This is a genomic window from Saccharospirillum sp., from assembly GCF_039982735.1.
Taxonomy (GTDB): Bacteria; Pseudomonadota; Gammaproteobacteria; order Pseudomonadales; family Natronospirillaceae; genus Saccharospirillum.
On the sequence record NZ_JBDWXV010000011.1, the window covers coordinates 732,659 to 755,304 of the forward strand.

At 57.4% G+C, this 22,646-nt stretch carries 18 protein-coding genes; 1 reads left to right on the plus strand and 17 read right to left on the minus strand.

What is annotated here, in order from left to right; genetic code table 11:
- Positions 1 to 419: 419 nt before the first annotated feature.
- Positions 420 to 1,343, plus strand: a complete 924-nt coding sequence (locus ABJT94_RS11665; RefSeq protein WP_348475139.1) for a DegV family protein — start codon at positions 420 to 422, stop codon at positions 1,341 to 1,343.
- A 30-nt stretch (positions 1,344 to 1,373) separates the two neighbouring features.
- Here ABJT94_RS11665 and ABJT94_RS11670 read toward each other — a convergent pair whose 3' ends face one another.
- From ABJT94_RS11670 to leuB, 17 genes are all read right to left on the minus strand, one after another.
- Positions 1,374 to 2,975 carry a diguanylate cyclase gene (locus tag ABJT94_RS11670; RefSeq protein ID WP_348475137.1) on the minus strand — a complete coding sequence of 534 codons (1,602 nt, stop codon included), beginning with the start codon at positions 2,973 to 2,975 and terminating at the stop codon, positions 1,374 to 1,376.
- Between the two features lie 88 nt (positions 2,976 to 3,063).
- Positions 3,064 to 5,046 (minus strand): DUF3488 and transglutaminase-like domain-containing protein, encoded by a 1,983-nt coding sequence (locus ABJT94_RS11675; protein WP_348475135.1) that lies wholly within the window; start codon positions 5,044 to 5,046, stop codon positions 3,064 to 3,066.
- Positions 5,043 to 6,002 carry a DUF58 domain-containing protein gene (locus tag ABJT94_RS11680; RefSeq protein WP_348475134.1) on the minus strand — a complete coding sequence of 320 codons (960 nt, stop codon included), beginning with the start codon at positions 6,000 to 6,002 and terminating at the stop codon, positions 5,043 to 5,045. The genes ABJT94_RS11675 and ABJT94_RS11680 overlap by 4 nt, the downstream gene beginning before the upstream one ends.
- 12 nt (positions 6,003 to 6,014) lie before the next feature.
- Positions 6,015 to 6,938: a MoxR family ATPase gene (locus tag ABJT94_RS11685; RefSeq protein WP_348475133.1), complete on the minus strand. Its 924-nt coding sequence runs from the start codon at positions 6,936 to 6,938 to the stop codon at positions 6,015 to 6,017.
- A 299-nt stretch (positions 6,939 to 7,237) separates the two neighbouring features.
- On the minus strand, positions 7,238 to 8,437 hold the full coding sequence (locus ABJT94_RS11690) for an O-succinylhomoserine sulfhydrylase (protein WP_348475132.1): 1,200 nt from the start codon (positions 8,435 to 8,437) through the stop codon (positions 7,238 to 7,240).
- 86 nt (positions 8,438 to 8,523) lie between these two features.
- Positions 8,524 to 10,044, minus strand: a complete 1,521-nt coding sequence (gene purF, locus ABJT94_RS11695; RefSeq protein ID WP_348475131.1) for an amidophosphoribosyltransferase — start codon at positions 10,042 to 10,044, stop codon at positions 8,524 to 8,526.
- A gap of 3 nt (positions 10,045 to 10,047) precedes the next feature.
- Positions 10,048 to 10,539 carry a CvpA family protein gene (locus tag ABJT94_RS11700; protein ID WP_127555488.1) on the minus strand — a complete coding sequence of 164 codons (492 nt, stop codon included), beginning with the start codon at positions 10,537 to 10,539 and terminating at the stop codon, positions 10,048 to 10,050.
- 106 nt (positions 10,540 to 10,645) lie between these two features.
- Positions 10,646 to 11,224, minus strand: a complete 579-nt coding sequence (locus tag ABJT94_RS11705) for an SPOR domain-containing protein (protein ID WP_348475130.1) — start codon at positions 11,222 to 11,224, stop codon at positions 10,646 to 10,648.
- A gap of 49 nt (positions 11,225 to 11,273) precedes the next feature.
- On the minus strand, positions 11,274 to 12,524 hold the full coding sequence (gene folC, locus ABJT94_RS11710) for a bifunctional tetrahydrofolate synthase/dihydrofolate synthase (protein ID WP_348475128.1): 1,251 nt from the start codon (positions 12,522 to 12,524) through the stop codon (positions 11,274 to 11,276).
- The gene (accD, locus tag ABJT94_RS11715; protein ID WP_348475127.1) at positions 12,508 to 13,371 is read right to left on the minus strand and encodes an acetyl-CoA carboxylase, carboxyltransferase subunit beta; all 864 of its coding nucleotides are present in this window, start codon (positions 13,369 to 13,371) and stop codon (positions 12,508 to 12,510) included. The genes folC and accD overlap by 17 nt, the downstream gene beginning before the upstream one ends.
- A 33-nt stretch (positions 13,372 to 13,404) precedes the next feature.
- The gene (gene trpA, locus ABJT94_RS11720; protein WP_348475125.1) at positions 13,405 to 14,214 is read right to left on the minus strand and encodes a tryptophan synthase subunit alpha; all 810 of its coding nucleotides are present in this window, start codon (positions 14,212 to 14,214) and stop codon (positions 13,405 to 13,407) included.
- A gap of 59 nt (positions 14,215 to 14,273) precedes the next feature.
- A complete protein-coding gene (trpB, locus tag ABJT94_RS11725; RefSeq protein ID WP_348475123.1) occupies positions 14,274 to 15,488 on the minus strand; it encodes a tryptophan synthase subunit beta in 1,215 nt (404 codons plus the stop codon).
- A 5-nt stretch (positions 15,489 to 15,493) separates the two neighbouring features.
- A complete protein-coding gene (locus tag ABJT94_RS11730) occupies positions 15,494 to 16,159 on the minus strand; it encodes a phosphoribosylanthranilate isomerase (protein ID WP_348475121.1) in 666 nt (221 codons plus the stop codon).
- A gap of 99 nt (positions 16,160 to 16,258) precedes the next feature.
- Positions 16,259 to 17,104, minus strand: coding sequence for a tRNA pseudouridine(38-40) synthase TruA (gene truA, locus ABJT94_RS11735; RefSeq protein WP_348475120.1), 846 nt, complete (start codon positions 17,102 to 17,104; stop codon positions 16,259 to 16,261).
- Between the two features lie 80 nt (positions 17,105 to 17,184).
- A complete protein-coding gene (locus ABJT94_RS11740) occupies positions 17,185 to 19,941 on the minus strand; it encodes a FimV/HubP family polar landmark protein (protein WP_348475118.1) in 2,757 nt (918 codons plus the stop codon).
- 370 nt (positions 19,942 to 20,311) lie between these two features.
- Positions 20,312 to 21,424, minus strand: coding sequence for an aspartate-semialdehyde dehydrogenase (gene asd / locus ABJT94_RS11745; protein ID WP_348475117.1), 1,113 nt, complete (start codon positions 21,422 to 21,424; stop codon positions 20,312 to 20,314).
- Between the two features lie 128 nt (positions 21,425 to 21,552).
- Positions 21,553 to 22,644 carry a 3-isopropylmalate dehydrogenase gene (gene leuB, locus ABJT94_RS11750; protein ID WP_348475115.1) on the minus strand — a complete coding sequence of 364 codons (1,092 nt, stop codon included), beginning with the start codon at positions 22,642 to 22,644 and terminating at the stop codon, positions 21,553 to 21,555.
- Between the last annotated feature and the right edge of the window lie 2 nt (positions 22,645 to 22,646).

Below are 22,646 nucleotides of genomic sequence, written 5' to 3' on the forward strand. Positions count from 1 at the left end.
CGAGCATGTTTGTCAGAAATAAATTGTCAATATAGTGAGCCCGTTGCGATCACCTGGCTGGTTTGAAAGTTTATTACCACAAAGTGACCTTGAATCTGAGTCGAAAGCGAACTACCAACCATCTGATTGGCGGGTACAACGGCGCAAGAAAGGTCTAAGCGCCAGCAACCACCCCACCACCGCCATCCGGCCTTGAGCATGCAGGCGATTCTTCGCAAGGATCGTTTGAAAGAGAGTTACGGAATTTTAGTACCAGCGGACAGGGTTAATTATTTCCAGAAAACGCCTTATTTTTTTGAGCAACGACCGGCCAGCTAACGCTTAATCGTTTAGGACGGTGCACCGGCTTTGTATCAGGATGACAATGGCACTATAGTGCGTATAGGAAATGTCAGTATGTATACGGAGATAATTTTTTAATGAGCACCACCCTCTTTGTCGATTCCGCCTGCGATTTGCCTCAGTCGTTCCTCAACAAATACGACATAAAAGTGCTGCCGGCGACCATTCTGTACGATGGCCATTCAGTGCCCGACTACCGCAATACCGAGAAGACCATTGCGTTGTATGAAAGCGGTGTGCTCGATAAAGGCCATGAAAGCGACACAGCACCTACATCAGCCCAAACCATTCAGAACCTGGTTGAAAAAGCCATTAAACAAGGGCATCAGGAAATTCTGATTCAGACCGTCAGCCGCACCCGGAGTCCGACTTTCGAACACGCGACCGAAGCCGCCAACCGGGCTCAGAAGACCGCGGCCAGGAATCAGAAATCAGTTTCCATTCGCGTACAGGACAGCCGCACGGTGTTTGCCGGCCAGGGTGTGCTGGCGGCGCATACCGTCGCCTTGTTACGCAAGGGCGTCAATGGCACGGCGTTGCGGCGCAAGGTCGACCGGCTCAGCTCCCGGGTACATGCCTACCAGGTGCCGGCCGATGTGTTTTACCTTCGGGAACGGGCCCGTCGCAAAGGCGACAACAGCATTTCCTGGCTTGGGGCCATCGTGGGCCGCACGCTCAACATCGCCCCCATTGTGCTGGCACTGGACGACAAAACCTTCCCGATCAAAAAAATTCGCGGCCATGATCTGGCGATCAAAACCTTGCTCGAACACACGACCGAGAAAATTCAACACGGTTTGCTGTCGCCTTTTGTCTGCGTCAGCTACGCCGGACACCTCGACGACATCACCGCCCTGCCCGAGTTCCAGCGCCTGCAGGCCGTCGCGAAAGAACACAAAAACCATGTCATTGTGACGCCCATGTCACTGTCTGGCGGGGTCAATCTGGGGCCACGCACCCTGTCGGTTGCCTTTGCCTGCGAGCATTACAGCTGGCATTGAACTCCATCTTTCCCTACTGCGAGGGTCTGGTCAGGCGCGGCGAACCCGATTTCGTCCGTCATGTTTGGCCTGGTACAGAGCCTGGTCGGCCGCCTGACTCAGTTCGGACGCATCCATACCTTCCTGATAAGCCGCAACCCCGCCACTGAAGGTCGTTTTCAGTGGCGTGCCGCCAGCTTCGTGGTCAATGCGGGCAAAGCCGGCACAAACCTCATTGAGCAACCGTTCTGCATCGTCCAGAGGCGTATTCGGCAATACCAGGGCAAACTCCTCTCCGCCGTATCGCCCGACGCTGTCGGTTGCCCGGAATCGCTGGCGCAAATACAGGGCCAGTGACCGGATAATCCGGTCACCCACCGGGTGTCCGTAATTGTCGTTAACGGCCTTGAAGTGATCTATATCGATCATCGCAAAACACAATGGTTGCTGTTTCTGTTGAGTTTCAGCGATGCCCTGTTTGAGCGCATCAAGAATGGTATTGTGATCCAGCAAGCCGGTCAGGCTATCGCGTATCATCTGGTCCTTCAGGCTGCGATGGCGAATGCAGCGGTGCCTTACCGTGGCAATCAGCACATCGCTGGCCACCGGCTTGGTCAGAAAATCATCTCCACCCTGGTCCATCGCATCCATTTGCTTGCCGACATCCTGCTCGGCCGAGAGATACAGAATTGGCAGCGTGTTGTAGACCTGTTGCTGGCGAATGATGCGCGCCACCTCAATACCGGTACAACCCGGCATGTACATGTCCATCAGTACCGCATCGGGCTTGAACACCTGCAACGCTTCCAGAACCGTCATCGGGTCATTTACCGCCCGGGTAATCATGCCAGCCTGATTCAGTGTACGTTCGGTGTAGAGGCTCTGTGAGCGGGAGTCATCCACCACCAGCACTCGGTAGGGGCGCTCGGCGCGAAAGTTGTAGACCTTGCTAAGCCCCTGAACCAGCAAACCGATGTCGAGCGTACCTTCCTGAAAATAGACGGCGTTGGCTCGGGTGGCTTCCAGTCGCATTGTGATGTCCGGTTCGCTTGCAGACTGAAAGAAGACTGGAATCGGCGTACTCAACATGTTCTGTGCAGCCCGTGCGGCCTGAATGCCGTCGCCGGCAAATTCGGTTCCCACGATCAGAGCGGCGGGCAGGCGATGGTGCATCACGTGATCGAGGGCGTCGTCGTCGTCGATGGCCTGGGCCGGGATGCCGAAAAACTGCAGCTGCTCACACAATGCCAGAGACAGCGCCTGGTCCGCAAAACACACATAGACCGGTTTGCGACCGCCCAGCGACTGACGACCGTCGTCGCTGTCACTGCGACGGGCGCTGTGCTCAATGAGTAAATGAACATGGTCGCTCAGGGCCTGCAGCCGTTCACTGTTAGGGGGTTTGTTGGGCTGGGTATCGGCCAGGCTGGCAATCAATTGCGCAGCAGTTTGCTCCAGACCGTCAAGCTCATAGCGCGAGGCCAGCGTATTCAGTTTGGTGCAATGCTGCACAAATTCCTGATGCCAGTCGGGGTTCCACAGCACATCGTCCAGCGATTGCCAGGTTTGAATAACCAGCCGGGCCTGGTCCATGACCCGGCGCCCGAAGTGGCGTTTAATTTCAGCGAGTTTTTCTGCTTTTTTATCGGCCATTTAGGATTCAACGTTGTGAAATCGATACGGGGGTGACGCAAACATCCACCTGGAATCCGTTCAGACCCAGGCCCGTGGAAGGCCCTAATTACTTCAGGCAGGCCTCAACTCGCTGTTTGAGGTCCCGGCGCCGTGGCGCATCGAGCATTGCCTGAGGATCATAGGCCAAAGTATCTATCAGTTGTGCCAATCGTGCCAGCGCTTCACGCTGACCCGGATGTTCATAAGCCAGTCGAGCCATGAAATCGCTGACGGTCTCGCCCACCTGACGGTCGCCGTACTGGCGTTCAACCCGGCGCAAACTGGCCCAGGGTTCCGACTGACGCCGGGGTAACTTCAGCAGCCCGGTAAACCAGGCCATCAACAGGCCCAGAACCCCCAGAAAGACAGCCATGGCTGCCGCCGCGTGCCAGGGGTTAATGCGCCCGAAACGGGCTTCAAGCAAGCCAAGGGCATTACTCTGTTGATAATTCAGAATCGAGACCTGCCATTGATACTGGACGGAATCCCACCAGAATCGCAGGTCATTAAATGGCCCCAAATTTCGGCCAAATCGAGCCCCAAACGGCAGGTCGGACGGATTGTCCTCACTGAGCCAGTCATCGAGGTTCAGGTCGATACGCCCGGGTGCTACTGCTGCGGTCGGGTCTACCCGCTGCCACTGGTCATTCAGCCAGAGTTCCACCCAGGCATGGGCTTCCATTTGCCGAACCTGAATAAAGTCACCGCTCTGATTGTAGGTTCCGCCCAGATACCCGCCCACCAGTCGTGACGGTATGCCAGCCACCCGCGCCAGGTAAGCGACGGCACTGGCATAGTGCGAACAGAAACCCAGCCGACCGTCGAACCAGAAATCACTCAGGCTGTCGGCCGATGGATACAGCGGGGGCTGCAGGGTATATCGAAACGGTTCAGTGCGAAGGTGGTCCAAGATCGCATCGATATAGGCCACATCAGACCCTGCCGTCTGGCGCAGCTCGAGCCCCCACTGCCGCAACGCCTCGTTACCCTGCTCCGGCAAACGCTGATACCACTGCAAAGCCGTTTCATTCGGCCAGCTAACGGCCGCAGCAGACTGCCCCTCGTAGCGGTAAGTCTGGCTTAGGCTGTTGCGCCGGGCAGCGCGGCCATCGGGTAACACGTAAGCGTCCTGCCCGCGCACCTGCGTCGGCCAATCCAGAAAATACAGCCAGTGTTGTTGGGTTGCCTCCAGCAGCACGGAATACTCAAACTGTTCAGCCCCAGGCTGCGCCAAGGGTAACTGACCTCGCGGCCACTGAAAGCGATTTCGATCACGAAACCGGGCACGCCAGACCCGGCCATCAAAGTCGCCCAGTGTCGTGCCCCGCCAATACCATTGTTGGCGTGGAGGCGAGTCACCCTCGAACTGAACCCGGAACGCCGGTTCGGTACTCTGGGCCAGGGACGCCACGCTGCCCGGGTCAACTTCGTCTGACATGCCAGTCTGAGCACCCCGCTCATCGTTGGGAATGGACCACAACGGGGGCAACCTGGGGAAAAAAAGAAAACCGGCAATCATGATGGGCACCGCGGCCACCATCAGTGCCAGGCTCATTTTGGTGCCGCGCTTCCAGCGGAATGTCTGATCTGCTGTCACCGCGTGCAGGGCGAGTGTATTGGCCAATACCATCACAATGGCGACCAGCGCCCCAACCGGCGTGTAGTTGTACAACAGAAAAATCCCGGTCAGAAAATACCCGAGATAGGCCTGAAAGATGCCGTCGCGACGACGCATGACCTCCAGTGACTTGAGCAAATACCCGAGCACACAAAGCGCTACGGCGCTGTCCAGATTATAGGCTCTGAGCCCACTCAACAGGAGCCCACCAATACCGACCAGAATGGCCAGAATAATCAGGCTGCGTGGCGCTTTGCGCACGTCCCCATGCGTCACTCGCCAGCGCCAAATCAGCACCAGCACAAAGACCACACCCAGCCAGAGTGGCAGGTAGAACAAAAACGGCACCACCATCACGCCCTGCACCAGCAACAGCACCCACAATACCGACAACGGCATAACGCGGTGCATGATGGGTACGTACTGGGTCATGTTGGCTCTCCAAATTCAGCCAGGGCGCGGCGACAGCGTTCCAGGTGCCGCTGGCCTTTGTCCGGCTCTATCTCAAAGCCCGGCAGGCGCAATCCGAAGGGCCGGTCTTGCTGTTGACAGCGCAGCATATGCCAGGCCAGCGCCGACAGTCGCATTTCAACCGCCAGGCCCGGTAACGCATGCCAGTCCAGCCACTGGTCTGCGGCCTGGTAATCCACAAAATGTTTGACCACCAGTTCATCACGCGAAAAAGACGGCCAGTGCATCCGGTGCACGGAATCGCCAGCCTGATATTCACGTAACGAATGAAAATCTTCAGTTCCGGCCTGCACAAAATGGTCGTTACTGACATCACCTTCCGGCTCGGTGCCAACGGGTTGCAGGGGCTGTTCGATTGGTTCGGGATAGGCCCAGGCATCAAGATCCATCTTAATATGAGACCAGGCGACGACCAGACCAAAGGGATAACGGCTCTCCAGCCGGAACCGCGGCAAGGGCTGGCGCCCGCGCTGAGTAGTGGGCCGACTCAGGGTAACCTGCGTATCCCGACCGTCCATTTCCACCCCTAACTGCCCCCAGTCTTCGTGGCGAAATTCCAGCGGGCCACGATACCGTAACCGGGGTGACGACAACATCAGGGAGTAGCTTACGTTTTCACCAGCTTCTACCAGCCCCCCCGTTTCGACCTGCACGACCAGCCCGGATAGGTTACGGTAAGTCAGATGCACGGCCGCCCAAAGCATCGCCACAAGCCAGAAACCGAGCGCGTAATTCAGTGAACTTTCGAAATTGATCGCCAGCAACAGCACTACTACGGCCAATCCAAGCATCAGCAGGCCCTGGCGCGTGGGCACAATAAAAATTCGGGACTGGTTCAGGGTCACCTGTCGGCTTGGTGGCAATCGTCTGCTCACCCAGGCGTCCAGGCGACGCTGCACGGGAGCTGGCCAGCGCATCAGAGCATCGCCTCAGGCTGCAATGACATCCACTTCGTCCAGCAGTTGCTGCACCAGTACGGCCGTATCGTGTTCACGCTGTCCTTGTATCCGGTGCCCGGCCACGGCAGGAAAGACGCGTTGCACATCATCCGGCATCACATAGCGACGCCCTTCCACCAGTGCCATAGCGCGCGCAGCCGTCATCAGCGCCAACGCACCCCGCGGCGACAAGCCCAGGCGGCACAGGCCAGATTCACGCGAGCTGTGCACCAGCCGCATCACATAGCTCAATACGGCATCCGATACCTTGACTGTTTCAACCTCAGCTTTAAGTGCCTGTAACTGATCAGCCGTCAGCACCGGTTTAAGTTCGGCCAGTAGCGAACGTCCCCTGGTTCCACTGAGCAGACCTTTTTCCGACTCCAGGTCGGGGTACCCCAGGCTCAACCGCATGAAAAACCGGTCAAGTTGAGACTCCGGTAAGGGATAGGTTCCGGCCTGACTTTGCGGATTCTGGGTGGCGATTACATGGAAAGGCACCGGCAAGGCATGGGTCACCCCGTCTGAACTGACCTGGCCTTCTTCCATTGCTTCCAGCAAGGCACTTTGCGCCTTGGGCGTCGCCCGGTTCAGCTCGTCAGCCAGCAACAACTGGGTAAAGACAGGACCCGGATAAAACTGAAAGGCCTCTTCGTCCCGCCGATAAACCTGAGCGCCGATCACATCGGCCGGCAGCAGATCCGAGGTAAACTGAACCCGCTGATAATCCAGCGACAACAGACGACCCAGTGTCTGCGCCAGCGACGTCTTGCCAACGCCAGGCAGGTCTTCGAGCAACACATGGCCATCGCTCAGAATCGCCACCCAGGCCAGCCGCACAACCTCGTCCTTGCCGGACACAACCTTGCCAGCCTGTGCCAGCAATTGTTGGGTTACCGTGGCGATATCGGTCATGCAGCGCGTTCCTTTTATTAAGTTATCGAGTTCTCAGTATAGCGTTTGCAGAATTGACGAGCAGCGGTTGCCTGGGGTGTCACTGTGGGGTAGTCCGCAGCAGGGACTAAAACGCCAGGAGCGTTTTAGCACGAGCGCAGCGAGCCCGAAGGGTGAATCCCATGGAGGGGATTCATATCCTGCGGCCTAGGCTCCATGGATGGATCTACGCCGACCCCACAGGGACATCCCAGGCAGCCGCTGCGGGCCAATACCACTTAGTTGACCCTGACTCCGTAGTTTGACCGCCGAGCAAGGCATCAGCTCAATGCATTGAGACCGCGAGCCAGATCGTCTTTCATGTCTTCAACGTCTTCCAGTCCAACCGCGATGCGAATCAGACCGGGCACAATTCCAGCCGTTTCTTTGGTCGCTTCATCCACCCGGCCATGCGTTGTGGTGTAGGGGTGGGTGATGGTGGTTTTGGTATCGCCCAGATTGGCTGTGATCGACAAAATGCGCGTCGCATCAATCACCGACCAGGCCGCTTCCTGCCCGCCTTTAACCACAAAGCTGAGCACGCCGCCAAAACCGGATTGCTGACGTTTGGCCAGGTCGTGTTGTGGATGCGATGGCAACCCGAGGTAATGTACTTTGGTCACTGCCGGCTGTTGTTCCAGCCATTCGGCCAGAGCCTGCGCATTGGCGCAATGCTGTTTCATACGTAGATCGAGTGTTTCCAGACCTTTCAGGAAGATCCAGGCATTGAACGGGCTCATGCTTGGGCCTGCACTGCGCAGGAACCCGACAATCTCGTTGATTTGCTCTTCACGACCCACCACGGCACCACCCAGTGCGCGACCCTGTCCATCAATAAACTTGGTCGCCGAGTGAATGACAATGTCGGCGCCCTGTTCCAGGGGCCGCTGCAAGGCCGGCGTACAGAAACAATTGTCGACCACCAGCAACGCATTGGCTTCACGTGCAATCGCCGACACCGCTTCCAGATCGGTCACTTCAGACAAAGGGTTGGATGGCGTTTCCAGAAACATCAGCCGGGTATTAGGCTGTATCGCAGCCTGCCAGGCGCTGACGTCCTTGGGGTCCACATAGGTAGTGGTCACGCCAAAGCGCTCCAGATAGCGGTTGAATACCACGTTGGTAGAGCCAAAAATGCTGCGCGACGAGATCAGGTGATCCCCGCTTTTCAGAAAGGCCATGCATACGCTAAAGATTGCCGCCATGCCCGAACTGGTGGCGGCGCAAGCTTCACCGCCTTCCAGCAACGCAAGTCGCGCTTCGAATGCCTGAACCGTCGGATTGGTATACCGTGAGTAGACATTACCTTCCTGATCACCCGAAAAGGTAGCGGCCGCGTCGGCGGCGCTGTCGAATACATAAGACGATGTCATGAACAGCGCTTCGGAGTGCTCCATCTCAGCGGTATGCCGGTAGCCGCCTCGCACCGCTTGCGTCGCGGGCCGGGCCTGGTTGACAGCATCTTCACGCAATTTGTTCATCTCGGTTCCTGGTAATCTAAACGATTGGGCTTCGTTGGGCTAAACGGCCGGCGCCTCCCTGCCAGAAGCGACGGCTAATCGGCTGATCAGTTGTCGTTGTGCAGATCAACCATGGGCGTTTCATCATCAGTACTGCGCCGCTCTCCCTGCGAGGCATCATTGCGCAGGGCCTCCAAAGCCGCCAGATAATCGCCGTCGATGTCACCGGTCACGTATTGTCCGTTGAAGACCGAACAATCGAAGGCACGCACATCGGCCTTGTGAGATTGCACGGCCTGGCGCAAATCTTCAAGTTCCTGATAAATCAGTTTGTCAGCACCGATCATCTGGCGAATCTCTTCGTTGTCGCGACCGTGAGCAATCAGCTCATGGGCGGCAGGCATGTCGATCCCATAGACATTGGGGTAACGCACTTCGGGCGCGGCCGACGCGAAATACACCTTCTTGGCGCCGGCATCGCGAGCCATCTCGATGATTTCGTTGCACGTCGTACCGCGCACGATGGAGTCGTCGACCAGTAATACGTTCTTGCCCTTGAACTCCAGGCCAATGGCATTGAGTTTTTGGCGAACCGATTTCTGGCGCTGCTTCTGGCCCGGCATGATGAAGGTTCGGCCAATGTAGCGGTTCTTCATGAAACCTTCCCGGTAGTGCACACCAAGCCGGTTGGCCAGTTGCAGCGCACTGGTGCGGCTGGTATCGGGAATGGGAATAACCACGTCAATGTCGTGGTCCGGCCAGTCTCGGGTGATCTTGTCGGCCAGGGCGTCGCCCATGCGCAACCGAGCCTTGTAGACAGAAATACCGTCGATGATGGAGTCTGGCCGGGCAAAATACACAAACTCGAACATGCACGGCGATAATTGCGGATGATCGGCGCACTGGCGCGTGTGCAATTGCCCCTGAGGGTCAATATAAACCGCCTCACCGGGGTGAACATCCCGCATCAGTTTATAACCGAGCACATCGAGGGCCACGCTTTCGGAGGCGATCATATACTCGGTACGACCATTGTCGCTGGTACGTTCCCCGATCACCAGCGGTCGAATGCCAAAGGGGTCGCGAAAAGCAACCATGCCATAACCGGAGATCATGGCGATCGCCGCATAGCCACCCCGGCAACGGCGATGTACCGCCGCTACCGCCGCAAAGATATCATCGGCGCCCGGTTGCAGCTTGCCCTGAAGTTGCAGCTCGTGCGCAAACACGTTGAGCAATACTTCAGAGTCTGAAGTGGTGTTCACATGGCGCAGATCAGACTGGTACAGCGCCTTGTTCAACTCACTCGAATTGGTCAGATTACCATTGTGGGCCAGCACAATGCCGTAGGGTGAATTGACGTAAAACGGCTGACTCTCCGCCGTGCTGGACGACCCGGCTGTCGGGTAGCGAACATGGCCAATGCCTATGTTACCCGTCAAACGCTGCATGTGGTTGGTGCGAAACACATCGCGCACCAGGCCATTACTCTTGCGCAAGTAAAACCGCCCCGCGTCTTCGGTTACGATACCTGCGGCATCCTGCCCCCGGTGCTGCAATACCGTTAAGGCATCGTACAGCTGTTGATTAACGGCAGAATCACTAACGATGCCCACTATACCGCACATGGCTTACTCACCTCCGACCGACAGAATGGCATTGGATGCTTTGTTGATGTATTCACCGGTCCAACTGATCACCGGTTCAAAGAAAGGTACCAGCAGCGAGTTCTGCCAGAATTGATCGAGTGCAAACAACCGCCCCAGTGCCAGCAAGGCAACCACGACGACCAGCCCGCGCAACAGGCCAAACACCATGCCCAGCACCCGGTCGGTACCGGTCAGGCCGGTCATGCGAACGAATTCGCCGAGCAAATGGTTGATCAGGGCGCCAACGACCAGTGTGGCGACAAAGAGGATGGCGAATGCAGCCGTGTAGCGCCAGGCATCAGATTGAATCAGCCCGGCCAGAACGACCGCTAACTTGTCACTGAACAGGCGCGCAATAACCAGCGCTACTATCCAGGTTGCCAGCGACAACGCTTCCCTGGTAAAGCCGCGCTTCAGACTGATCAGGGACGAAACGATAAGAATGACCAGAATGGTCCAGTCGATGGCTGTCATAGTGATCCTATTTCGAAATCGCGGGCATTCTAACAGACCCGCTTCGATTGTGAACCGCGCCAGTTACCTAGGGAGCCTCTAAGCAACTCCCCCTGGGCACTGGCCGTCATGGCTGAAAGCGCACCACCAGCCCTTGCAGCCCGGTCTGATCCAGTATGGTTTGCTGTAGCTGTCGCACCCGCTCCAGATCGCCGTCGGGCCCAACCAGTACCTGGGTAAAGATTGAACCGTCGGACAACAACACCTCATTCACATAGGTGTCGTAATCCTGCTCACGTAACTGGTCTCTTAATTCAGCGGCTTTGGCACTGTCACGAAAGCTGGCCACCTGGACGCTCCAGGCGCGCCCACTTGGGGTCTCTGGCGAAGACTCGGCGGTCGCAGCCGCCGGCTCAGGGTCGACCTGTGCCGTCTCGGCCGGTTCCGGGCTGGTATTGGCCGGTTCCGGGCTGGCGTCATCCTGCTCCGCCTGGGCTTGTGGCGGGTCCGGCAGTGCCGGCAAAACATCGGCTGCCGGTTCCGCCACCCGGATATGCGAGACATCCGGCCGCTTGGGCTTGGGGGGAATCTGTGTGATTTTTTCCGGGATGCGGCCATCTCCGTCGAGTACGACCGGAGCAATCAGAAACACCAGTGCCAGTATGACCAGCGCCCCGACCAGGCGCTGTTGAATTCGAACGTCCAAACCTTGCTCCAATAGACACTGCAATGAACCAGACGCCGCCTGCCCCCGGTTATTGCGACAAAAGACTCAAGGCATCGGCGACGGTAAAAAAGGAGCCGCACACCAGTATCGGTAACCCCTGTGCATCTTCCGGCGCAGCCGCCACCGCTGCGGCAACGGAATCATAGCACCGGGCCGGGCTGACTGTCGCCCTGGCGTTCAGTTCTGCGGCGGTTAGCCCGCGTGGCACCGAGAGCGTCACCAGTGACCAACTGTATGCCAATGGTGCCAGTGCCCGGGTGACCGCCTCAACGTCTTTGTCTTCCAACATGCCCAGCAACACATGCCAGCGACGATCACCCAGCCGGCGTGCCAGGTAACGCGCCGCATGGGGATTGTGACCAACGTCCAGCACCCAGTCACATCCGTCTCTGTGAATCCTCTGCATGCGGCCCGCCGGAACCACGGCATTAAACGCTGCCAGCGTCTGGTCATCACTCAGCCTGAATGGCGAATGCGCAAAGGCCCGGCGCGCTGTCACCAGATTGTCCGGCGGTACTGTGGTCGTCAGCCCGGTCGCTTCCAAGCTGTGCTTGCCATCGGCATCGGTCCACCATAGCTCTGCGTCGTTGGCACCGTGGGTTTGGCCAAGCGATGAGACGGGGGCCATCAGTGCCTCGGCACAAGCCACCACGGTTGGCGGCAAGTCATCACTGCCCAGAACGGCATCGACACCAGGGCGGAAGATTCCGGCTTTCTCGATGCCGATCTGATTGCGATCGGTGCCCAGAAAGGCCGCATGATCCAGATCAACCGTGGTAACGATGGCGACATTCGGATCCACCAGGTTTACCGCGTCCAATCGCCCACCCAGCCCCACTTCCAGCACCCAAACATCCAGATCGGCAGCCTGGAATACCACAAAGGCTGCGAGGGTGGTGAATTCGAAATAGGTCAGTGTGACGTCGCCCCGGGCCAGCTCAACCTGCTCGAAAGCCGCTATCAGGCATGAATCGTTTACCGGGGTTGAATCTATTTGTACGCGCTCGTTGAAACGGTGCAGGTGCGGCGAGGTGTAGAGCCCAACCCGGCAACCCGCGAGTAGACTCATCTGGCGCAGGGCGTCACAAGTGGACCCCTTGCCATTGGTACCGGCTACGGTGAACACGAATGGCCGCGTGCGCCCGGCTGACGCCAGGGGCAGGTCCAGACGTGACGCGACCGCCCGGAGGCGGTCGAGTCCCATGTCGATGGCCTGGCTGTGCAGGTGTTCGAGGTAGCTCAGCCAGTCGTCGAGTGTTGCGTCAGGCTGCGGACGCATGGGTGAGTTTTTTCAGCAGGCCAGCCAGTCGATCGCGCTGTTCGTGGCGATGCAAAATCATATCGATGGCGCCTTTTTCCAGCAGAAACTCACTGCGTTGAAAGCCTTCCGGCAATTGTTCACGCACGGTTTGCTCAATAACGCGGGGTCCTGCAAAACCGATCAGAGCGTTCGGTTCAGCGATATTGACATCGCCCAGCAAGGCCAGCGACGCAGACACACCACCAAAACAGGGGTCAAGCATGACAGAAATGTACGGCACACCGGCTTCACGAAGCTTTTCGATAGCGGCACTGGTTTTGGCCATTTGCATCAGCGAAAACAGGGCTTCCTGCATGCGCGCCCCGCCCGAGGTGGCAAAACAGATCAGTGGGCGACGCTCTTCGAGTGCAACCGTCGCCGCCTGGGCAAACTTTTCGCCTACAACAGCCCCCATAGAGCCACCCATGAAATTAAAATCAAAGGCAGCCACCACTACCGGCAAACCTTCCAGAGTCCCTTTAACGGTAACCATGGCGTCGTTTTCACCGGTGGCCTTTTGCGCAGCCGTCAGCCGGTCTTTGTAGCGTTTGCCGTCACGGAACTTGAGCCGGTCACGTGGCATCACATCCGTCGCGAACTCTTCACGGCCTTCTTCATCGAGAAACAGGTCAATGCGGCGCCGGGCGCCGATGCGCATGTGATGTTCACACTTGGGACAGACGTCCTGATTGCGCTCCAGCTCCGGACGGTACAGTACGGCGCTGCACTTGGGGCATTTCTTCCAGAGACCTTCGGGTACGCTGGAGCGTTGACTCGCGCCCGACCGAATCAGTGACGGTACAATTTTGTCCAGCCAGCTACTCATCGCTTCCTCATCATTCGATGTTCGAATTAAGTATTATGCGCGATCCATGGCGGTGCGCATATCACCCAACAACTTAGACACTTGTGACGAAATTTCAATGGCTGATTCAGATTCCAGCTTCTCAATCGCATTCACCAGCACCGAACCCACAATGACGCCGCTGCAAACGCTGGCCACCCGGGCCGCCGTTTCACCGTCCCGAATACCAAAGCCAACGCACACCGGTATGTCCGTGTGTTGCTCAATCCAGCGCATACGCTCTGCCACGTCATCGACGTTCAGGGTATTGGCCCCGGTAATGCCTTTCAGTGAAACATAGTAGATCCAGCCAGTACTGCGTTTGCAAATAATCTCGAAACGCTCGTTGGTTGTCGTGGGTGTAACCAGGTAGATCAGATCCAGACCAACGGCCTGCGCATAGTCTACGATACCGCCACCCTCTTCCGGTGGCATATCAACCATCAACAAACCATCAACACCGGCCTTGTGCGCGGCGTTTACAAAGGTCTCGTAGCCCATCCACTCAACCGGGTTCAGGTAGCCCATCAATACCACGGGCGTGTCCTGATTGGTTTTGCGAAATTCAGCGACAATGTCGAGGGTTTTGCGCAGCGACATGCCATTGGCCAGAGCCCGTTCATTGGCGCGCTGAATCGCCGGGCCATCGGCCATGGGGTCGGAGAACGGCATACCCAGTTCAATGATATTGGCCCCCTGCTCCACCAGCGCATGCATCAGCGGCAACGTGACATCCGGGCGCGGGTCACCGGCGGTTACAAAGGGAATCAGGGCCTTGCGACCCTCGGATTTCAGGCGCTCAAAGGTAGCAGCAATACGACTCATAACAATTCCTTGATGGGATAGCGGATACGGGCCCTGCTATCAGGGCCCTTCACCGATCCTTAAATTGACAAACCATCCAGTGCCGCCACGGTGTGAACATCTTTGTCACCCCGGCCAGACAGATTCACGATGATACGCTTGCCCTTGCCCAGTTGCTTGGCCAGTTTCTTGGCATAGGCAACCGCGTGAGCGCTTTCAAGCGCAGGCATAATGCCTTCTGTCCGGGTCAGCTCACGAAAGGCTTCCAGCGCTTCATCATCGGTAATGGCCACGTATTTTGCCCGGTTCGAATCTTTCAACCAGGCATGCTCGGGCCCAACACCGGGGTAGTCGAGGCCGGCCGACACGGAATGGGTCGCGCTGATCTGGCCGTCGTCGTTGGCCATGATGTAGGTGCGGTTGCCATGCAACACGCCCGGGCGGCCCTTGCTCAGCGGTGCCGCGTGATCATCACCGTCGAGCCCGTGCCCGCCGGCTTCCACACCGTAGATCTCAACACCCTCGTCGTTCAGAAACTCCCAGAACAGGCCAATGGCATTCGAGCCGCCGCCGACACAGGCAACCAGGGCATCCGGCAGTTCACCGGTTTGCTCCAGTATCTGCCGGCGTGCTTCACGGCCGATAATGGCATTGAAATCACGCACCAGCGTCGGATAGGGGTGTGGACCAGCGACCGTGCCAATGATGTAATAAGTGTCATCAACATTGGTCACCCAGTCACGCATGGCTTCGTTCATCGCATCTTTCAGGGTGCGTGACCCCGAGGTTACCGACACCACCTCCGCACCCAACAACCGCATGCGGTACACATTCAGCTTTTGGCGCTCTACGTCTTCAGCCCCCATGTAAACCACGCATTTCAGCCCCAGCCTCGCGGCGACCGTGGCGGTTGCAACGCCGTGCTGACCGGCCCCGGTTTCAGCAATCACCCGGGGCTTGCCACTGTATTTTGCCAGCAGTGCCTGGCCAATGGTGTTATTGATCTTGTGTGCGCCGGTGTGGTTCAGATCTTCACGTTTCAGGTAAATGTCGGCGCCGCCCCAGTTTTTGGTCAGACGTTCCGCCAGATACAGGGGTGAGGGGCGGCCTACGTATTGAGCCAGGTCTTTATCGAACTGCTGACGAAAATCGGGGTCGTCTTTCAGCTTGGTGTACATGGCCGACAGCTCATCGAGCGCGTCCATCAGGGTTTCTGAAGCAAAACGCCCGCCATATGGGCCAAAGTGCCCGGTCGCGTCCGGATGAGCGTGGTAGTCTTCGGTAATCGTTGTCATCGGTATTATCTTCCTGCATCGGCCAGGGTTACCTGGCGCATAAATTCAGTCATCTTGTCGGGCGATTTCAGGCCTTTTCCGGCCTCGATTCCGCCACTGACGTCTACGCCCTGCGGTCTGATCGCACAGACCGCCTCATTCACATTGGCCGGCGTGAGCCCCCCGGCCAAGACTATACGGCGTCGCCATCGTTCTGGGATGAGTGTCCATTGAAAGGTTTCACCGGTTCCACCCGGAACACCGGCTTTGTAGGCATCCAGAATCCAGCCATCTGCGCCCTGGTATTGGTCTAGTGCCTGCGCGAGCGATTCGGAATCCCGAACGCGCAGCGCCTTGATCCAGGGGCGGTCAAAGCTGGCACAGAAATCAGGGGATTCGTCACCGTGAAATTGGAGTACATCGAGCGATACCAGGCCCAGGGTCTCCCGAACCTCCGCTTCGCTGGGGTTAACAAAGAGCCCTACCCGGCTGCAAAAAACACCAGCCGCTTTGGCCAGGGGGGCTGCTTGTTCGGGCGTAACGGCTCGAGGGCTTGGTGGATAAAACACCAGCCCGATGGCGTCGACGCCCAGCCGATCGGCAAATTCAACATCGCTCTGGCGCGTCATGCCGCAATATTTGATTCGGGTCCGCGGGTGCAACCCTGCGTGAGGCGTGTTTTCCGGGCTCATGGTCCGTTCCTGAAAGTATCAATACCAGTTTACCAAAGCCGGGGGCCAGTCCCAATGCCCTTGGTGACAAAGAGTGGCGGTATTACGCGCCTTTCGGGATTAAACCTCTGTCAGGCCGGCAAACCCGTCCAGAATGGCAGGCCCGGCTTCGCGCTCGGGCAAATCGCCGCGCTCGTAGCGGGCCCGCACAAAATACAAGCCGGCTGCTGGTGCGGTGATGCCTCCCCGGTTCCGGTCGCGGCCTTCCAGCACCTCGAGAGCCCATTCGACCGGCTTGTCGCCACGACCAATGGCCATCAGCACGCCCATGATGTTGCGCACCATGTGGTACAAGAAACCGTTAGCGCGCGCCTGCAACACGATCAGCCGGCCCTGGCGCACCAGCCTGAGTTCGCGAACGTCTTTTACGGGTGAGTGCGCCTGGCAATTGGCCGCTCGAAAAGAGGAAAAGTCATGCTCGCCCAGCAACAGATTGGCCGCCGCCTGCATGCGTTCGAGGTTCAGATCACGGCGTTCCCAGGTCATGCCATCGCGCAGAATACCGCTGGGCATTGGGGCGTTATAGACAATGTAACGATATGCGCGTTCGCGTGCCGAGAAGCGAGCGTGAAAATCGATATCCACGGCCTGAGTCCACTGCACACTGATGTCGTTGGGCAGCTCCGTATTGACGCCCGACGTCCAGCCATAGGCTTTGCGGTAGCTGGCGGTATCGAAATGCAGAACCTGATTGCTGGCATGAACGCCGGCATCGGTGCGACCGGCGACAATAAGATCAACCGGCTCATTGGCCACTTTGGAAATGGCTTTGGTGAGTTCAGCCTGAACGGTTCGCACTCCGGTCTTCTGGATCTGCCAGCCGTAATATTCAGTGCCCCGGTACTCCACGCACATGGCTACCCGATAACGGTGCCCGGATTTTAAAAAGGGAAATGCTTCTGTCATGAGTCCAAAAAAACGCCGCTCAGGGAGCGGCGCAGTTTACAGCATTCGGGTCGGTTTGAAAGACCCGACCAGGCTGAGGATCAGAGCTGATCCATCAATTCCTTGGCCAGACGTTTTTGCTCATCGGTGCCTTCATGAGTGACTTCTTCCAGGATGTCACGTGCGCCATCCTTGTCGTCCATTTCAATGTAAGCCCGGGCCAGATCAAGTTTGGTACTGGCTTCGTCGTTGCCTGACAGGAAATCGAACTCGTCGTCATCGAGCTCGGATTCACCCGGCAAAGCGTCTGCAAGATCCTGCAACGGATCGGAATCTTCCGCCAGGTCTACGGACAGATCGTCGGCCTCATCGCTATCCAGGCTCAGGCTGTCGTCAGTGGGCAACTCGTCTGGCTCAGCCGATTCGAGTGCATCATCGTCGCCGTCAAGCGAAGCAAGCTCAGCATCGAAATCAAGGTCGTCTTCACTGTCCAGCTTCGGCAATTCCGGTTCCGGATCGAGCGACGTTTCATCCAGGCTGAAATCCAGATCAGAAGACAGCTCGCCATCGTCAGACTCGTCGAAATCAAAATCCAGCTCGGAAGACGCAGGTTTTGCTTGCTCTGCTGCAGGCTCTTCGTCGTCCAGCCCCAGCTCTTGCAAGTCGAAATCCAGGCCTTCATCGTCGTCGCCTTCCGGCAATTCAAGATCATCGAGATCGAGGCTGAAATCCAGATCAGTACTGGCTTCGCTGCCCGGAGAATCGAGTGTCAGACTCGAATCGGACGACTGGCCCGATGACTCACGGTCATCAATACTGGTCGAGTAATCAATGTCGTTGGAACCGGGCTTGTCTTCCAGGTCGTCCAGGGAAGTCAGGTCTTCACTGTCCGCGCTGAAGTTCCCAAAATCCAGATCGTCATCGTCCAACTCTGAGCCCATCGACTCGTTAGAACCCAGCAGCGGCATCCGGTTACGATACTCATCCGCCTGGGCTTTTTGGTCTGCCGACAAGCTTAGCTTGCTCTCCAGTTCAGAAAACGCCGAACTGTTTCCGGTTTCTGCATAAACCTCAAGCAGCTTCAGGCCAATATCAGATCGGTTCGGCTGCTCGGCAAAGGCCGACTTCAGCTTCTCTTCAGCCTGATCGTATTTCTGATAGGCCATGTACATTTCAGCTTCCATGACCGCATCGCTGGTGGCGTCACTGTCATCAGTGGCGAGGTCTTCGAAATCGTCTTCGGCATCGAAACTGTCGATCATGTCGTCGTCGAAGTTTTCGTCGAAGCCCGGGTCAACATCGGCCGTATCGGCATCGTCGAGGTCAACCAGGTTTTCTTCTTCGTTCTTGTTACGGCGGCTGCGCAGATAAAAGGGCAACAGCAGAATAACCATCAGGCCCGCCGCTGCCGCGACCATATTGGCAACACTTGAGGTTACCCAGTTAATCGCCGGCTGTAGAAACCCCATTACACCAGGCTCGGGCGCGGGTGGCACTACAGGTTGCGGTTCAGGTTCTGGCTGAGGCTCTGGTTCTGCTACAGCTTCTGGTTCTGTTTCAGCGGGCTCAGTAGCGTCGCCCTGATCAACGGGCGCTGCCGTGCTGTCATCCGGGCCGTCGGTTGTTGCATCACCCGTAGCGGGTGGCATTGCCGACTCGTTCTGTTCGTTCGCGGCCGCTTCATCTGCCTGCTCTGCAAGCTCTGCCTGGAAAGCCGCTGCATCACCACTTTGCAGATTGATCATCCGCTCCATGATGGCGAGCTGCTCTTCGAGCTCGGCAACCCGGCTCTGCAGCTCACTGCGCTCACGTTCAAACTGGTCGTTCAATTCACCGGCAATGGCCAGTTCATTCTCGAGCCGCTCAAGTTCACCCTGATCGACCGCTTCGCCACCGGCGCTCGTGCCTGCTTCGCCATCGGCCGACACTTCAAGGTAACCGTCCGGGTCGCGTTCACCGTCCTGTTCAGGCAACGCAGAACTGGTCGATTCTGTCGCAGACAGTTGAACTTCAGTTGTTTCCGGTGAGGCAGTGGTGGGCCTGGATGAAGCCGACCGACCCTGATTCTGACTTTCAACTTCCCGGATAGCTTCCTGAACGCTGCGACTGCCCATTTGCTCGGCCGTCGGGAACGTCAGCACGCTGCCGGCCTTCAGGCGATTGATGTTGTCGTTCAGGAAGGCATCGGGGTTAACATCCTGCAAGGCCAGCATGACCTGTTGCATGTTGTAACCGTCGCGTCCCGGCACCCGCATGGCAATTTCCCACAGAGTGTCGTTGCGCTGTACGCGGTATTCATCACCAGCCAGGTTGTCTTCACGAGGTTCGGTCTCAACCGGCACCGGCGCAGTCTCCTGGCTGCTCTGAGAGACCGTTGTGGTGGTGCTGATTTCACGACTTGGGGCAGTTTCCTGACGGGCAGCCGGGTCGATCACCAGTGATTCGCCAACCACACCCGTATCGAATACCGGAGGGTCGAGCAACAAGGTGTACTCTTTCAACAACCGGCCACCGGGCCAGTTCACTTCAACCAGAAAGTTAAGAAAGGGCTCGCGGACTGGCTGACGGGTCTCCAGCGCGATAATCAGATCACCCGCCTCGTTCTCCTCGAGGGAAAACTGAATGTTGGACAGGAAGAAACTGCGCTCGATGCCGGCGCGCACGAAGGCATCGTTGCTGGCCAGGGTCGGGATGATTTCACCCGCAGTCAGGCCACGCAATTGCGTGAGTTCTATGTCCGCATCGAGCGGTTCATTCAAGTTCGAATTGAGCTCAATATCACCCAATCCAAGCGCATGCGCTACATTTGTAAACGCCAGCGCAGAAATAGCAAATACAAGCGCTTGTTTTTTGAACATCGTCCTTTTCCCTTCCCTCAACCCTGATATCAATACCACATTTGGCACCAATATATTGAAAAGGAGTTCGCTATTGTATGGTCAGGGCGCCTTAATTCGAGAACTGGTTCTCAATTTTTGTTGCACACCCAAATTAACGGCTTTGAAAACTAGAAAGGACTTTCAAAACTTACGCTAAGTATTATTGATAAAAGGATTTTTCGCAACACAAGGGGTTTTTTGTTATCGCTTTGGTCACACTTTTTTAGCGACCAAACGCAAAAAAGCGACGCTGGCACGTCGCTTTGTCATAAATAAGCAATTGAAATTAAAAGAAAAACACGGCGAATTACCTCTTTTGCCCAGTTCGCCGCGCTCATCCGTTCAGCGCCTAGATTTTGTGGTTCAAAATCGCCAGCATGCGGCGAATCGGCTCTGCAGCCCCCCACAACAGCTGGTCACCCACGGTAAAGGCACCCAGATAATCATCGCCCATGGCCAGCTTGCGAAGGCGCCCTACCGGCACTGACATGGTTCCGGTGACTTTGGCCGGGGTCAGTTCCTGCATGGTCGCTTCGCGTTCGTTCGGGATCACCTTAACCCAGTCGTTGGCACTGGCCAGAATCGACTCAACGTCGCTCAGTGGTACGTCTTTGCGCAGCTTGATCGTCATCGCCTGGCTGTGTGAGCGCATGGCGCCCACCCGCACACAGAGTCCATCAATCGGGATTGGCGAATCGCTGCGGCCAAGAATCTTGTTGGCTTCCACCTGGGCTTTCCATTCTTCCTTGCTCTGACCAGACGGCAATGCCGAGTCGATCCAGGGAATCAGACTGCCAGCCAGGGGCACGCCAAAGTGATCGCACGGGTAATCGGCGCTTCGAATGAATTCCGAAACAGTCTTGTCCAACTCCAGAATTGCCGAGGCAGGATCAGCCAGGAACCGCTCTGAAATGTTATGTACTGAGCCCATTTGCTGCAGCAGTTCGCGCATATGCTGAGCACCGGAACCGGAGGCTGCCTGATAGGTCATGGGTGACACCCATTCGATCAGGTTTTCACGGAACAGGCCGCCCAGCCCCATCAGCATCAGGCTAACGGTGCAGTTACCGCCGACAAAAGTTTTTGTACCGGCATCAACGGCACGGTCAATCACATCCCGGTTAACCGGGTCGAGCACGATGACCGATTCATCGGCCATGCGCAGCGTCGAGGCGGCATCCAGCCAATAGCCCTGCCAGCCTGTCTTGCGCAAGGGTTCATAGACTTCCGAGGTGTAATCACCCCCCTGGCAGGTGATGATGACATCACAGGCTGCCAGTGCATCAATATCCGTCGCTTTTTCCAGCACGGCCGGGCCCTGGCCAACGTCTGGCGCTGCCTGACCGGCCTGGCTGGTAGTAAAAAATACCGGCTCGATGCCTGCAAAATCGTTTTCTTCGCGCATGCGTTGCATCAGGACCGAGCCCACCATGCCACGCCAACCTACAAAACCGACTTTCATCCTATTCCTCTCAGTGTTCACGCCCCGCTCACAGCGCTGGCGTCACCTGTATTTGCGCTGGCCGCCTGTCGGCAGCTTCAGCGAGACCCGGCTCATCCGGGCCATTGGTCGTCCGAATCGGGCGACGATTACTTTGTCAGTGTCGCGACAACGGCATCGCCCATGGCGTCTGTTGAGACCGCCGCTTCACCGGTAGCCGCAATATCAGCTGTGCGCAGCCCCTGGTCGAGCACATCACTCACCGCCCGCTCAATCGCATCGGCAGCCGCAGCTTGGCCGAGCGAGTATCGCAACATCATCGCCACCGACAGTATTGTTGCCAGCGGGTTGGCGATGCCCTTGCCGGCGATATCCGGAGCGCTGCCGTGAATCGGCTCGTACATGCCCTTGCCGTCAGCGTCGAGCGAAGCCGACGGTAGCATGCCAATGGAACCGGTCAGCATGGCGGCGCAATCGGACAAAATATCGCCAAACATGTTGCCGGTCACCATCACATCAAACTGCTTCGGCGCCCGCACCAGCTGCATGGCGGCGTTGTCGACGTACATATGCGACAACTCTACATCCGGGTACTCGGCTGACAGTTCCTTCATAATATTGCGCCACAATACCGTAACTTCAAGGACATTGGCCTTATCAACCGAGCACAGGCGCTTGCCACGCTTACGCGCTGCTTCAAACGCAACCCGACCGATGCGACGGATTTCAGTCTCGTTATAGCGATAGGTGTTGAAGCCTTCACGCTCGCCACGATCATTGACAAACTCGCCACGCGGCTGCCCGAAATAGATGCCACCAGTCAGTTCGCGCACGATCAGAATATCGAGCCCGGAAACGATCTCGGGCTTGAGCGAGCTGGCGCTGGCCAGTTGAGGATACAGAATCGCCGGGCGCAGGTTACCAAACAGCGCCAGCTCGGAGCGCAGCCCCAGTAACCCTTTCTCGGGGCGGACCGCCATATCGAGACTATCCCATTGCGGGCCGCCCACAGCGCCCAGTAAAATGGCATCGGCCGCCCGGGCCTTGGCCAGGGTGTCTTCCGGCAACGGCCCTCCTGTTGCCTCAATAGCAGCGCCACCGACCAGGGCGTGATCGAGTGTCAACGTTAGCCCTTCCCGCTCGGCCACGGCGTTCAGAACCCGTTCGGCCTGTGTAACAATTTCAGGCCCGATGCCGTCGCCGGGCAAAATAAGAATGGAAGCGTTATTGTTAGCTGTCATGT